Source organism: Massilia sp. Masssp94, from assembly GCF_059491305.1.
The window spans coordinates 3,889,484-3,903,674 of sequence record NZ_CP168501.1 but is presented as its reverse complement, the minus strand read 5'-3'; the positions used below and the strand labels follow the sequence as shown (position 1 = coordinate 3,903,674).

Annotated in this window: 11 protein-coding genes; 7 read left to right on the top strand and 4 right to left on the bottom strand. The window is 68.4% G+C overall.

The window, feature by feature from the left end:
* The first annotated feature begins 12 nt into the window (after nt 1-12).
* Nucleotides 13-1,692, top strand: coding sequence for an ATP-binding protein (locus ACEN9G_RS17375; protein WP_413344751.1), 1,680 nt, complete (start codon nt 13-15; stop codon nt 1,690-1,692).
* A 99-nt stretch (nt 1,693-1,791) separates the two neighbouring features.
* Here ACEN9G_RS17375 and ACEN9G_RS17370 read toward each other — a convergent pair whose 3' ends face one another.
* Complete coding sequence (locus tag ACEN9G_RS17370; protein WP_483126789.1) at nt 1,792-3,243, bottom strand: DEAD/DEAH box helicase; 1,452 nt, start codon at nt 3,241-3,243, stop codon at nt 1,792-1,794.
* 287 nt (nt 3,244-3,530) lie between these two features.
* On the opposite strand from ACEN9G_RS17370, the gene ACEN9G_RS17365 reads away from it, so the two are divergent.
* Nucleotides 3,531-3,962 carry an EF-hand domain-containing protein gene (locus tag ACEN9G_RS17365; RefSeq protein ID WP_413343160.1) on the top strand — a complete coding sequence of 144 codons (432 nt, stop codon included), beginning with the start codon at nt 3,531-3,533 and terminating at the stop codon, nt 3,960-3,962.
* Nucleotide 3,963: 1 nt separating this feature from the next.
* Here the strand turns inward: ACEN9G_RS17365 and ACEN9G_RS17360 are convergent, their stop codons facing one another.
* Complete coding sequence (locus ACEN9G_RS17360; RefSeq protein WP_413343162.1) at nt 3,964-4,581, bottom strand: LON peptidase substrate-binding domain-containing protein; 618 nt, start codon at nt 4,579-4,581, stop codon at nt 3,964-3,966.
* Nucleotides 4,582-4,634: 53 nt separating this feature from the next.
* Complete coding sequence (locus ACEN9G_RS17355) at nt 4,635-5,108, bottom strand: cupredoxin domain-containing protein (RefSeq protein WP_413343164.1); 474 nt, start codon at nt 5,106-5,108, stop codon at nt 4,635-4,637.
* 151 nt (nt 5,109-5,259) lie between these two features.
* On the opposite strand from ACEN9G_RS17355, the gene ACEN9G_RS17350 reads away from it, so the two are divergent.
* Together ACEN9G_RS17350 and ACEN9G_RS17345 are read left to right on the top strand one after the other, a co-directional pair.
* The gene (locus ACEN9G_RS17350; protein ID WP_413343166.1) at nt 5,260-7,545 is read left to right on the top strand and encodes a CHASE domain-containing protein; all 2,286 of its coding nucleotides are present in this window, start codon (nt 5,260-5,262) and stop codon (nt 7,543-7,545) included.
* A 38-nt stretch (nt 7,546-7,583) separates the two neighbouring features.
* Nucleotides 7,584-8,870, top strand: a complete 1,287-nt coding sequence (locus ACEN9G_RS17345) for a cytochrome P450 (RefSeq protein ID WP_483126788.1) — start codon at nt 7,584-7,586, stop codon at nt 8,868-8,870.
* A gap of 126 nt (nt 8,871-8,996) precedes the next feature.
* Here the strand turns inward: ACEN9G_RS17345 and ACEN9G_RS17340 are convergent, their stop codons facing one another.
* Nucleotides 8,997-9,443 (bottom strand): glycine zipper 2TM domain-containing protein, encoded by a 447-nt coding sequence (locus ACEN9G_RS17340; protein ID WP_413344730.1) that lies wholly within the window; start codon nt 9,441-9,443, stop codon nt 8,997-8,999.
* Nucleotides 9,444-9,714: 271 nt separating this feature from the next.
* On the opposite strand from ACEN9G_RS17340, the gene ACEN9G_RS17335 reads away from it, so the two are divergent.
* The 3 genes from ACEN9G_RS17335 to ACEN9G_RS17325 are packed head-to-tail and all read left to right on the top strand — an operon-like array spanning nt 9,715 to nt 14,089.
* Nucleotides 9,715-11,736 (top strand): TonB-dependent receptor plug domain-containing protein, encoded by a 2,022-nt coding sequence (locus ACEN9G_RS17335; RefSeq protein ID WP_483126787.1) that lies wholly within the window; start codon nt 9,715-9,717, stop codon nt 11,734-11,736.
* A 2-nt stretch (nt 11,737-11,738) separates the two neighbouring features.
* A complete protein-coding gene (locus ACEN9G_RS17330; RefSeq protein ID WP_413337609.1) occupies nt 11,739-12,227 on the top strand; it encodes a YfiR family protein in 489 nt (162 codons plus the stop codon).
* Nucleotides 12,224-14,089 (top strand): putative bifunctional diguanylate cyclase/phosphodiesterase, encoded by a 1,866-nt coding sequence (locus tag ACEN9G_RS17325; protein ID WP_413337608.1) that lies wholly within the window; start codon nt 12,224-12,226, stop codon nt 14,087-14,089. The genes ACEN9G_RS17330 and ACEN9G_RS17325 overlap by 4 nt, the downstream gene beginning before the upstream one ends.
* The last annotated feature ends 102 nt before the right edge of the window (nt 14,090-14,191 follow it).

The window sequence follows — 14,191 nt, the reverse complement described above, 5'->3', positions numbered from 1 at the left end:
TGGCGAAATCGTATGGTCCTCGGTCCCAAAAAAGAAGATACGCGCAACAAGAACGTCGACGTGCAGGGCGGCGGCCAGAGCTACGGCGTACCCGCCGCGGGTGAGGTCGAAGGCAACGCCTACGAGCCCATGGGCACCCCCGGCGTCAACCACTGGCAGGCCACCTACATCAAGCGCGACGGCCTGGACGACCGCGGCAACATCTTCTTCGCCGCCGTCGAGATGACGCGCATGCCGATGGTCATCACGGATCCGCGCCAGCCGGACAACCCAATCGTGTTCTGCAACGGCGCCTTCCTCGACCTCACGCAGTACAAGGAAGAGGACGTCGTCGGCCGCAACTGCCGCATCCTGCAGGGCACGCAGACCGACCGCCACACGGTGGACGAGGTGCGCAAGGCGGTCGCCGAGCAGCGCGCCGTCGCCGTCGACATCCTCAACTACAAGGCCGACGGCACGCCGTTCTGGAACGCCCTGTTCATCGGGCCGATCTTCGACCAGGACGGCCAGCTACTGTACTTCTTCGCGTCGCAGATGGACATCACGGAACGCCGCACGAGCCAGGAATCGCACCTGCAGGCGCAGAAGATGGAAGCGATCGGCCAGCTGACGGCCGGCATGGCGCACGACTTCAACAACCTGCTGCAAGTCATCAACGGCAACCTGGAAGTCGCGCTGATCAGCCTCGAGAAACCTGACGCGGCGCGCGCCGCGCTGGAACGGGCGCAGCGCGCGGCCATGCGGGCCGGCAAACTCACCCAGCAGCTGCTGACGTTCGCGCGCAAGCAGCGGCTGGAACCCAAGGCCGTCAACATCAATACCCTCGTCGTGGAATTCTCCGAGATGCTCGTGCGCACGCTGGGCGACAAGGTCGACCTGCGGCTCGACCTGCGTCCCGGCCTCCCGCTGTGCCACCTCGATCCGACGCACCTGGAGATGGCACTGCTGAACGTGCTGATCAACGCGCGCGATGCCATGCCGGAGGGCGGCCAGGTGACCGTCGGCACCGCCATCGTGCGCGGCGAGGAGCGCATCCCCTATGTCGACCTGTGCGTGGTCGACAAGGGCATCGGCATGCCGCCCGAGGTGCTGCGGCGCGCGACGGAGCCCTTCTTCACGACCAAGGGACCGGGCACGGGGCTCGGCCTGGCAATGGTGCACGGCTTCGTGCAGCAGTCGCAGGGCCGCCTGGAAATCGACAGCAAGCCGGGCGAAGGCACGACGGTGCGCATGATCTTCCCCGTGGCCGACAATGGCCAGGACGGTGCCGGCACGGACCCGGACCCGGACACCACGACGCCGGAAGCGGACGCCATGGCGGGCAGCCGGCCCAGCGTGCTCGTGGTGGAAGACAACGACGACGTGCGCGAACTGGCCGAGAGCGTGCTGGGCATGGCCGGCTACACGGTGCTGGCGGCCGCCAGCGGCGAGAAGGCGCTGGACCTGCTGCGCGAGGGTGCGCGGGTGGACCTGCTGTTCACGGACGTGATCATGCCGGGCGGGATGAGCGGCCTGCAGCTGGTCGACGAAGCGCGCCGGCTGCGCCCGCGCCTGCCGGTGCTCGTCACGACGGGCTACATGGACGAATTGCCGGGACGTGGGCAGGGCCAGCGGCTGAATATCCTCGCCAAGCCGTACAAGCATGGCGACCTGCTGGAGCGGGTGGAGGCGGCGCTGGGAAAGGAAGTCTAATTACCGTCGCCCCCGCGCAGGCGGGGGCCCGATGTCGCATGCGGTGTCGTAACGCGTCGAACCTGGATCCCCGCCTTCGCGGGGACGACGCAAGGGAGCTTACTGCTTCGGGAGTCCGCCCAGCAGCGCCGCCAGCTTGGGCTTCGGCTTGCCCGATGCGGCCGGTGCCGCGGGCGTTTCCTTGCGCGGGGCTGCCGCCGGTTCGTACGGCTTGAGGAACCACGGATCGAGCTTTTCGCGGCGCGGCGCGCCGTAGCTGCGCGGGCCGCGGTCGGGGCGTTCCGTGCGCTCGGCGCGCGGGCTGTCCGATTCGCGGCGGCCGCTGCGGCGGTCGCCCGGGCGCTCGCTGCGCTCGACGCCGCGCGACGGGGAGAAGCCCGTCAGTTCGCCGCGCGTGATGGTCTGCTTGATCAGCTTCTCGATGTCGACCAGCAGGCGCTCGTCCTTGTCCGAATACACGGACAGCGCATCGCCCGTGGCGCCGGCGCGGCCCGTGCGGCCGATGCGGTGCACGTAATCTTCCGCGTTGTACGGGAGGTCGTAGTTGATCACGCACGGCAGGTCGGTGATGTCGAGGCCGCGCGCCGCGACGTCGGTCGCGACGAGCACGTCGATGTCGCCGTTCTTGAACGCGTCCAGCGCGGCGATGCGCTCCTGCTGCGTCTTGTCGCCGTGGATGGCGGAGGCCTTGATGCCGGCCTGCTCGAGGTAGCGTGCCAGGCGCGACGCACCGATCTTGGTGTTCGAGAACACGAGAACCTGCTTCAGGTCGCGCGCGCGGATCAGGTGCTCGACGACGTTGCGCTTCTGCTCTTCGTCGACCTTGTACAGCACCTGCGTGATCGAGGTGTTGGTGGCGTTGCTGCGCGCGACTTCGATCGTCAGCGGGTCGGTCAGGAAGCTGGACGCCAGCTTCTTGATCTCCGGCGAGAACGTGGCCGAGAACATCAGGTTCTGGCGCTTCTTCGGCAGCAGGTTGATGATGCGCTGCAGGTCGGGCAGGAAGCCCATGTCGAGCATGCGGTCGGCTTCGTCCATCACGAGCATCTGGACCTGGGCCAGGCTGATGTTCTTCTGCTCCACGTGGTCGAGCAGGCGGCCCGGCGTGGCGATGACGATCTCGACGCCGCGGCGCAGGATCTCGGTCTGCGGCTTCATGTCCATGCCGCCGAAGACGACGGTGGAGCGCAGCGGCGTGTGCTGGGCATAGGCCTTGACGTTCTCGGCAACCTGGATCGCCAGTTCGCGCGTCGGCGTCAGCACGAGGGCGCGCACGGCATGGCGCGCGGGCGACATGCTCGTGTTGGCATGCGGCAGCAGCAACTGGATGATCGGCAGCGAGAAGCTCGCCGTCTTGCCGGTGCCGGTCTGGGCCGCGCCCATGACGTCGCGGCCCTGCAGGACGATGGGGATCGCCTGGGCCTGGATCGGGGTCGGATGGACATAGCCCTGGTCCGACAGCGCACGCTGGATCTCAGGCGCGAGGCCGAAATCGGCGAAGCGCACGGTCGGCGCGCCGCCAGCTTCAATAGTGGTCGGTGTTTCAGACATGTTTTCTTTCGGGCAATGAATCGTTGCGTTCTACGGCCGGGCTGCTGCCCAGGCTGGGCCAACGCGGGTAAACCGGGGTGACGGGACGCGCCTCGCGCGGGCTTGGCCGGGAGCGGCGGCTTAGGCTGACGTAGAGAATCTAAATCGCGCTCAAGGTTACCTCAAATCCTACCCCCTGTATATGAAATCCGTGTTTTTACCTACCTTTACGCGCCTTTACAGCTTTAAATCGCTTGCCGGACCGATAATTCTTTGAATAAATAGTTCATTAAATAAAGGATTCCAACATGGTAGCGAGCATCAGCGGTGGCCTGTCGACGTGGGCCGATTCCGTCTTTTCCAAACTCGATACGAAGAACCAGGGCTATATCGAGAAGACCGACCTGCAGAGCGCGCTCTCGGCGACGGACGATGGCGGCGGCATGCAGTCGGGCGACATCGACGACGCCTTCAGCGCCCTCGACGGCGATGGCGACGGCAAGGTCACCAAGAGCGAGCTCACGGATGCGATGACCAAGTTGTCCGACCAGCTCAACGCCCAGTTCGACGCGTCGCGCGTGAACGGCGGCGGCATCCGGCCGGACGGTCCCCCGCCCGGTCCGCCGCCGGGCGGTGCGGGCGGCGCGGGCGGTGCGGCCCATGCGCTGCAGTTGCTGAAAGCGTATCCGGACGACGGCGACACGTCCTCGACCAGTAGCGCCGTCAGCGTCGAAGCGTAGATTACGACGTGATCAAGCCGTGCTCGTCGAGCACGTCATGCAGCAGCTCCAGCCGGATCATCGGATTGTCCAGCATGAGCATGCTCTGCTTCTGGTGATTGGGCAGCGGCAGCAGCTCGCACCAGCGGTTGGCCACCCAGCCGCAATCGTCCAGGCGGAACGGCGGCTGCACGGGCCAGCGGCTCTGCGGCACGTCGTGCAGTGACGCCAGCACGCGGTCGAGCGCATCGGCCGCGCCTTTCAGGTCGGACGGGATGCGCACGATGTGATCGTCTTCCAGCAATTCCGCCTCGGCCATCCACAGGCCGTTCGTGCGGCGTTCGCTTTCCAGGACATTGAAACGCGCGCCGCCGCGGCACACCACCTGCAGCAGCCCCGGCGTGGAGGCCGTCGTGTCCTGCACGGAGGCCAGCGTGCCTGCGGACGCGAACTTTTCCTGGCCCTGCGGGGTACGCACTTCCTGGCCATGCGTCAGCAGCACGACGCCGAACGGCTCGTCTTCCGTCAGGCAATGGCTGATCATGTCGAGGTAGCGTACCTCAAAGATCTGTAGCGGCAGCACGCCATCCGGAAACAGGACCGTACTGAGCGGGAACAGGGGTAACGTGATCGTGGCCATGCGCGCATCATGACAGATTCGCCGCGCGGGACGGAGCACGATTGCATGTCCCGTCAGTCGTCCGGCGCGACGATCGGCAGGGTGCGTACGGCCTCGGCCAGGGCGCGCAGGCGCCACCCGAGGCGCGCCCAGCCGGGATCGGGATGATCGCCCACGCGCACCGTAACGGCATGGCCGGGCGCCGCGTCGCAGGCGTACACGTAGTCGCCGGCCTGCTCGAACGGCAGGCGGAACGCGTGGCCCGGCAGCACGAGCACCTGCCCGAACACGTGCGGCGCGATGTCGCGGTTGTGCAGCAGCAGGACGTCGCGCACGCCCAGCGTCAGCTGCACCTCGGCCGGCACCAGGCCGGCATCCTCCCCGCGCAGGATGGCCGCGCCGCGCGGGAACACGAACGTGTGCTCGCGCGTCGGGTAGCGCACGGGCGCGAGCGCGGCCCACAGCAGGACGGCGACGAGGGCCAGCGCGGCACCCCGGCGCACGCGCTGCAGCAGGCTCATCGTGGAGAAGTGGAAAGGCATCGGCATGGCGTAAAACGCTCATTGTAGCCGGACGGTACGCGCCCTGTTGTGCGCCGATTTCGTGGGCACCCGCGTATCCTGTCATGACGGCACGCTTGCCCTGCCGGCAATGGACCATTGCCACCTTTTCCCTTGTCGAGTACAGCGTACTGCATTCATGCCGCGTCCAGACCCATCGCCCGTTCCAGCCACCCGCCCGTCGCCGCGCAGCCCGGTCCACCTTCCCCTGCTCCTGGCCGCGCTCGCGTTTCTCGCCGCGCTGATCGTGACCTATATGGTGGCCGGCAATGCGCAGCGGACCGCGGCGGCCGAACTGGCCGGCAATTTCAATTTCCGCGCACGCGACATGGCGGCCAGCATCGACCGGCGCATGGACGTCTACGAGGAAGTGCTGCTGGCCACGAGCGGCTTCCTGCGCGGCTCGGTCGAGATCGACCGCGGTGCATTCGCCGAGTACTACGACCTGCTACGCCTGAACGAACACTTCCCCGGCATCGAGGCGCTGGGCATCGCCGCGATCATCCCGCCCGGCCGGCTCGACGCGCACGTCGCCGCGATGCGTGCCGAAGGCTTTCGCGACTATGCGATCAAGCCGCCCGGGCCGCGGCCCGTGATCACGTCGATCACGCGCATCGAGCCGTTCTCGGGACGCAATCTGCGCGCCTTCGGCTACGACATGTTCAGCGAGCCGGTGCGGCGCGCGGCGATGGAGCAGGCGCGCGATACCGGCCATGCGGCCGCCACCGGCAAGGTCGTGCTGGTGCAGGAAGGCGGCAACGGCGGCCAGCCCGGCTTCCTGATGTACATGCCGGTGTACGAGGCCGGCCTCGTGCACGACTCGCTCGACGCCCGGCGCGCCGCCATCGTCGGCTGGGTGTACGCGCCGTTCCGGATGAACGACCTGATGCGCGGCCTGGGGGGCGAGCACGCGGACGATCTGCTCGTCGAGATCTACGATGGCCTGGCGCCCACCGCGGACGCCCTGCTCTACCGGTCGTCCGGTGCCGGCCCCGCCGGCCGCAAGCCGCTGCTGAGCTACCAGACGACGGTCGACAGCGCCGGCCGCACATGGACCGTCGCCATCCACTCGATGCCCCGTTTCGAGGCGTCGCTGGAGCGCCGCACGACCGTCGCGATCGCGCTGACGGGCGTCGGCCTGGGCATGCTGCTGGCGCTCGTCGTCTGGCTGCTGGCCTCCGAACGCCGCCGCGCGCTGCAGCTGGCACAGGGGATGACGGTGGAACTGCGCGCCTCGCGCGACCGCATCGACGCCGAACGCGAGCGCGTGCGCCTGATCCTGCAGACGGCGTACGACGCCTTCATCGCCATCGCACCCGACGGCCGCATCACGGACTGGAACCTGCAGGCCTGCAAACTGTTCGGCTGGCGCGAGGACGAAGCGGTGGGGCACGACGTGCTCGACCTCCTGGTCCCGGCGTCCGGGCGCGCGGCGTGGCGGGACTGCCTGGTGCGGTTCGCCCAGAGCGGCACCTGCGCGATGCTGACGGGCCCGACGGAAACGACGGCGCTGACGCGCGACGGCCACGCGATCCCGGTGGAGGTTGCGATGACGCCGCTGGCGACGAAGCACGGCTACGGCATCACGGCGTTCGTGCGCGACATCCGCCCGCGCAAGGAAACAGCGGAACGCGAGCGGCAGCGCCAGCAAGGCCTGGAGGAAGCGCGCGCCGCGCTGCTGCGCTCGCAGAAGCTGGAAGCCGTCGGCAAGCTGACCGGCGGCGTGGCGCACGACTTCAACAACATCCTGCACATCATCAGCGCCAACGTCCAGCTGATGCTGCGCAGCGACGACAACGGCCGCAAGCGCCTGCTGAACATCCTCGACGCCGTCGAACGGGGCAAGAAGCTGGCCGCCCAACTGCTCGCCTTCGCGCGGCGCCAGCCGCTGCACCCGAGCGTCGTCAACCTGGCCCAGCTCATTGAACGCATGGACGCGCTGCTGCACCGCGCCGTCGGCGACAGCGTCGCGATCCGCATGGACATCGCACCCGACCTGTGGAACGTCCTCGTCGATCCGAACCAGCTGGAAAACGTGCTGCTGAACCTCGTGATCAATGCGCGCGACGCGATGGAGGGCGGCGGCACCGTCACCATCACGCTGTCCAACATCACGGTCGATCCGGCCGACCAGCTGGCCTACCCCGGCATCCGTCCCGGCGAATTCGTCACGATCGCCGTCAGCGACACGGGCAGCGGCATGCCGCCCGACGTGATCGAGCGGGCGTTCGAGCCGTTCTTCACGACCAAGCCCGAGGGCAAGGGCACGGGCCTGGGCCTGTCGATGGCGCACGGCTTCGTCAAGCAGAGCGGCGGCCATATCCGGCTGGCGAGCCGCGAGGGAGACGGCACGACCGTGACCATCTACCTGCCGCGCGCGCTGCAGGACACGCCCGATCCCGCCTTCGTGCCCGTGCCGCACTGACGCACCGGGTATCTGGTATCACCACCGCAGGAGAAGTCTTGAGCAATACCGACCACCACCACGCCGACGCCCTCGACGCCGCACCGCGCGCCCCGGGTTTCGACAACTCGATCGCCTTTCTGGCGCAAGGCTACGAGTTCATGCCGCGCCGTTACGCCGCGCTGGACAGCGACATGTTCGCGACCCGCCTGATGCTGCGGCGCGTGCTGTGCGTGCGCGGCGAGGACGCGGGCCGCATGTTTTATCAACCCGGCCGCTTCACGCGCCGCCACGCGCTGCCGGCGACGACGATGGCCCTGCTGCAGGACTTCGGCAGCGTGATGGCGCTGGACGGCGAGGCGCACAAGAAGCGCAAGGCCATGCTGATGTCGTTGTTCAGCCCCCTGGAGCGGCAGCGCCTCGTCGGCCTGGCCGCGGCCGAATGGCGCACGCGCTTCGCGCAGTGGACGGGCAACGCGCAGGTCGTCGTGCACGAGGCCGCGCAGGAAGTGCTGTGCCGCGCCGTGTGCCACTGGGCCGGGATTCCGATCAGCGCGGACGACGCGCGGGAGCGCACGCGCGAATTCGCGCGGATGATCGCGGGCGCCGGTTCGGCCGGCCCGCGCAACTGGCGCGGCCACCTCGCGCGTGCCCGCACCGAGCAATGGGCCCGCGCCCTCGTCGACGCCGTGCGCGCCGGCCAGGTCCAGCCGGCGTTCGACAGTCCGCTGAACGTGATCGCACGCCACCGCGACGCCGGCGGGGAACTCATGCACCGCAAGCACGCGGGCGTGGAACTCATCAACCTGCTGCGCCCGACGGTGGCCGTGGCGCGCTACATCGTGTTCGGCCTGCTGGCGCTGCACGACCATCCGGAATCACGCGCGCGCATCGCGGCGGGCGACGACGCGTACACGACGTGGTTCATGCAGGAAGTGCGGCGCTACTACCCGTTCATCCCGGCGATGGGCGGCCGCGCCCTGCACGCCTTCGACTGGCACGGGATGCATGTGAAAAAGGGGACGTGGGTGTTGTTCGACCTGTACGGCACGAACCACCACCCCGCGATCTGGGGCGACCCCGAGGTGTTCCGGCCGGAGCGCTTCGACCGCCGGCAGAGCAGCGGTTTCGATTTCGTACCGCACGGCGGCGGCGACCATTACTCGGGCCACCGCTGCCCGGGCGAATTCGTCACGGGCGACCTGGTGAAATCGGCGCTGCAGTTGTTCGCCGGCGAGATCGCCTACGACGTGCCGCCGCAGGACCTGACGGTCGGCATGCGGCGGATTCCGACGCTGCCGGCGAGCGGGTTCGTGATCAAGAACGTGAGGACCACGCAGGCCTAAGCAACGTCGTCCCCGCGAAAGCGGGGACCCATGCTGAAGCGCAGAATTCGATACCTTGAACAACTATCCGAATGTCCAACTGCGGACATTCAGTATGGATTCCCGCTTTCGCGGGAATGACGGCGGTCAGCGCACCAGGCGGCCATCCAGCACGCGCACGCGCTCCCCGTTGCGGAACCGCGGCACACCCTTCTCCGTGAAGGTACGGTACCCGCCGGCCGCCATCTTGACGCGCACGTCCGTATAGGTTTCCGCCTTCATGTTGCGCTCGATGCGGTTGCCGGCATAGGCGCCGCCCACCGCGCCCGCCACCGTTGCCAGGGTGCGGCCGCGGCCGCTGCCTACCTGGTTGCCCAGCAGGCCGCCGACGACCGCACCGCCCACGCCGCCGACGCCGCTGGCGCGCTCGGGTTCACGTTTGTACGTATGGTTCGAGACGACCGTGGCGCAGTTGCGGCATTGCGCTTCGGCGCGCCGATGGTGGTCGGGTGCGGCCTGGGCTGCAAATGGCGCGGCGAGGATCGCGGCGACGAGGGCGGCACGGGCGGTGTGACGGATAGCAAATGCTGGCATGGTATTCCCCTTACATATCGTTGTAACAAATATGTGTACAGAGTAACGGTCAGGCGCCAATGTGGAAAGAGTGAAACAGTATCAATTGCAAGTGAGTGTAACCGCCCATTTTTGGTGCAATATGGAATGATGCTTGCCATAAATGCGTTATTCTGTCTTTTTGATGCAACTTTTCGGTGCCACGCCGCGAAAGTTTCTCTATAGTACTGACATGTGATTATTTGAAACAATTTACAGAAGACGGGCTGTTACCCCAGGCCTTTGTCATCCCATGTCCACGTCCATGTCGTCACGCACCCTGTCCGTCATCGTCAGCACCGCCGTGCTGGCCTGGCCCACCGTCGCGCTCGCCGGCGCCGACAGGGAGACCGGCGACATCCGCGCGCTGAGTACGATCCCCCTCGAGGAACTGATGCAGATGCGGGTCGTCACGGCCGCATCGAAATTCGCCCAGCCGATCAGCGACGCACCGTCGTCCGCGGTCGTGCTCACCGCCTCCGACATCCGCGACCATGGCTGGCGCACGCTGGCCGACGCGCTGGCCACGCTGCCCGGCCTGTACGTGACGGGCGACCGCAACTACACGTACCTGGGCGCGCGCGGCTTCCTGCGTCCGGGCGACTACAACAGCCGCTTCCTGCTGCTGGTCGACGGCATGCGTATCAACGACGCCGTGTACGACCAGGCCCTCATCGGCACCGGGGGCCTGGTCGACATGGACATGGTCAAGCGCATCGAATTCGTGCCCGGTCCCGGCTCGGCCGTGTATGGCTCGAACGCGTTGTTCGGCGTGATCAACGTCGTCACGCGCGACGGCAGTGGTCTGTCCGGCGTCCAGGGCGCCGTCACCGCGGCCGGCCAGGGCGAGCGCAAGGCCCGCACCAGCTACGGCTGGCACGGCCAGAACGGCGCCGACCTGCTGCTGTCCGCCAGCGCCTTCAACCGCGCGGGCCGCGACCTGTATTACCCGGAGTTCGACGCCCCCGAGACCAACAACGGCATCGCCCGCCACCTCGACTGGGACCGCGCCCAGAACTTCCTCGCCAAGGGCAGCTTTGGCGGCGTGACGCTCACGGCCAGCCACGTCGCGCGCACCAAGGGGATCCCGACGGGATCCTTCGGCGCCGTGTTCAATACGCCGAACCAGACACGCGACACGCAGACGATCATCGGCCTCGCGTGGAACCGCCAGCTCGCGCCCGCGCTGGCGCTGGCGGTCCAGCTGCAGTCGGGCCAGGCCGATTACGAGGGGCCAGGCTGGTATCCGGACATCGAGGGCGTGGTCCGCCAGAACGTCGACGGCGCCCACGCGCGCTGGTACGAAGCCAGCGCGCACGCGACGCTGACGAACCTGCCGGGCCAGAAGATCGTGATCGGCGCCGAGCTGGGACGCGACGCGCACCGCGACCAGTACAACTACAACCAGCAGCCCTACGAATTGCTGCTGCAGGACCACCGCGACGCGATGCGCCGCGCCGTGTTCGTGGAAGACGAGATCCGCCTGCCGGCCGGCTTCCTCGTCAACGCCGGCGTGCGCTACGACGACCGCGAAGACCCGGACATGCATCGCTTCAGCCCGCGCGTGGCCGTCGTGTACAAGGCGACGCGGTCCGACACCGTCAAGCTGATCGCGGGCAGCGCCTTCCGCGCGCCCAACGCCTACGAGATGTATTACGCGCTGCCGGAGATGGCCGGCGGCCTGCTCCCCAACCCGAACCTGCGCCCGGAAAAGATCGCGACGCGCGAGCTGGTGCTGGAGCACGTCCTGGCAGGCGGCGGCCACGCCACACTGTCCCTGTTCCGCTACGCGGTGGACGACCTGATCAGCCAGCAGGTCGAGCCGGGCACGGGCATGCTCATCTTCCGCAACATCGACCATGCCGATGCCCGCGGCCTGGAAGCCGCGCTCGACCGCGACTTCGGCGCCGTACGCCTGCGCGCCAGCTATTCCTGGCAGCTGGCGCGCGGCACCGGCGGCGTGCCCCTGATCGATTCGCCGCGCCACCTGGCCAAGGCCAACCTCACGGCGCCGCTGGGCTGGCGCGGCGGCCGCGTCGGCGCCGAGCTGCAGTGCAGCGGCAAGCGCCTGGCCGACCAGGGCGCGGCCGGCGGCTACTGCGTCGCCAACGTCACGCTTTCCGCGCTGCGGCTGCTGCCGCGCACCGAGCTGTCGCTCAGCGCCTACAACGCCACCGGCAAGCGCTATGCCGACGTGGCCGGCCCCGCCTTCGTGCAGACCGCGCTCGCGCGCGAAGGCCGCACGCTGGCCGCGAAACTCGACTGGCGGTTCTGACGATGATCCGCGCCCTCGCTATCCTGGCGATTGCAACCGGCCTGGGCCTGGCGGCCGGCGGCTGCCGCGCCCAGGTCGAGGGCAAGGACATGAAGGCGGCGTACATCTTCAACTTCGCGATGTTCACGACCTGGCCGGATGCCGCCGGCAAGGGGCCGCTGTTCGTGTGCGTGAATCCGGACAATCCGCTGTGGTCCGCGCTGAGCGCCCTGAACGGCAAGCCGGTCAACGACCGTCCCTGGACCGTGACGGACCTGGCGCATCCGAAAGCCGCGCACTGCGACATCGCCGTGCTGGCGCGCTCGATGGAGCGGCCGACCGCGTTGGCGGCGGGCGTGCTCGTCGTGCGCGACGGCGCCGGCGGCAAGGCCGCCATCACGCTCGTCGAGGACGATGAACACATCCGCTTCGACATCGACACGCAGGAAGCGGCGAAGAGCGGCCTGCGCTTTTCTTCCCACCTGCTGCGCCTGGCGAGGAACGTGTTATGAACCCGACGACGGCACGCCGCCCCGGAGAACTGAGCCGCATGCTCGGCATGGGCCAGCTGCTGGCCGCGGCCGCCGCGCTCGGCGTGGCCTGCTGCATCCTGCTCGCTTACCAGTTCGTCGCGCTGCGCCGCAACCTCACCGACGACCTCACCGTGCAGGCCGCGATCATCGCCGACAACGTGGCGGCCACATTGATGTTCCACGACCAGGACGCGGCGCACGAGATGCTGCGTTCGTTCCGCCACTCGTCGTTCCTCGCCGCCGCCACGGTGTACGACCGCCAGGACGTCGAATTCGCCGCCTACCGCAACGGCGCCGTCGACGATACGCCGTCGCTGCTGCGCGACTGGACGCTGTTCACGCCGCTCTCGGTGGCGCGGCCCATCCGCTACCGCGGCATGGCGCTGGGCCGGGTCGTACTGACGGCCGACACGGTCGGCATCCGCAACGGCCTGCTGCGCTACGGCGCCCTGCTGGCCCTGGCCTCGCTGGGCGCGCTGGTGACGACGTCCATGCTCACGCGCCGCACCAAGGCCCGCATGCGCCGCGTCGAATCGCAGCTGAAGCACCTGGCCTACACGGACACCGTGACCGACCTGCCGAACCGCCGCTGCACCTACGAAGCGCTGGAGCTCGAAATCGCCATGCGCACCGAGGGCGGCGGCCGCATCGGCCTGCTCTTGATCGATCTCGACAACTTCAAGGTCGTCAACGACACGGCCGGCCACGCCGCCGGCGACCGCCTGCTGCAACAGGTGGCAAACCGGCTGCGCGCGACGGCGCGCCCCAGCGACCGCATCGGCCGCATCGGCGGCGACGAATTCGCCGTCATCGTCGCCCCGCTCGACGATGCGGCCGAGCTGGAACGCGCGGGCCAGCGCATCGTGGCCGCGCTGCGCCAGCCGCTGCAGGTCGAGGGGATCGAAGTGATGCCCACGGCCAGCATCGGCGCCTGCGTGTTCCCGGACGACGCGCACACGATGAGCGAACTGCTCAGCAACGCCGACGCCGCCCTGTACCGCGCCAAGGGCAAGGGCCGCGACAACGTGGTCCTGTTCGAGCGCGACATGATCCTCGCCACGCAGCGGCGCGCGCGCCTGGAACGCGACCTGCGGCGCCACCTCGAGGCCGGCCTGCTGGAACTGTGCTACCAGCCGCAATACGCCTGCGGCTCGCGCAAGATGGTCGGCGTGGAAGCGCTGCTGCGCTGGCCGCATCCGGACCAGGGTTATATCTCGCCGGCGGAATTCATCCCCATCGCCGAGGAAAGCGGCCTGATCGTCGAAGTCGGCAAGTGGGTGCTGGACCGCGCCTGCCGCGACGCCGTCGCGCTGTACCGCCAGACCGGCACGTGGCTCAGCATGGCCGTCAACGTCTCCGCGCGCCAGCTGCGCGACAAGGATTTCATCCGCGTCGTCGAAAGCACGCTGGCGCACACGGGCCTGCCCGCGGACCGGCTCGAGCTGGAGCTCACGGAAAGCATGCTGATGGAAGACCTGGACGGCGCCGTCGAATTCATGCACAACGTGCGCGCGCTGGGCGTACGCCTGTCGATCGACGACTTCGGCACCGGCTATTCGTCGCTCGCCTACCTGCAGACCTTCCCGATCAACCACCTCAAGATCGACCGCAGCTTCGTCCGCCTGCTGCCCACGTCCGGCACGACGATCGCCGGCGCCGTGATCGCCCTCGCCCACGGCTTCAAGCTGACCGTGGTCGCCGAGGGCGTCGAGGAACCCGAGCAGTTCGAATGGCTGCGCGAGGCGGGCTGCGACTACGTGCAGGGTTACCTGCTGGCGCGCCCGCTGCCGCTGGCGGCCCTGCGCGCGCGCGTGCTCGAGGAATGCGTGCCGGCGGCCTGAGCCGCTTTCAATCCGGCGCCGGCACGTCCACGATCGGGCGCGGAGCGAGCTCCCTTGGTGCGGGTCCGCTTCCGGCAACAAACCGTGCCGAACATCAAGCCT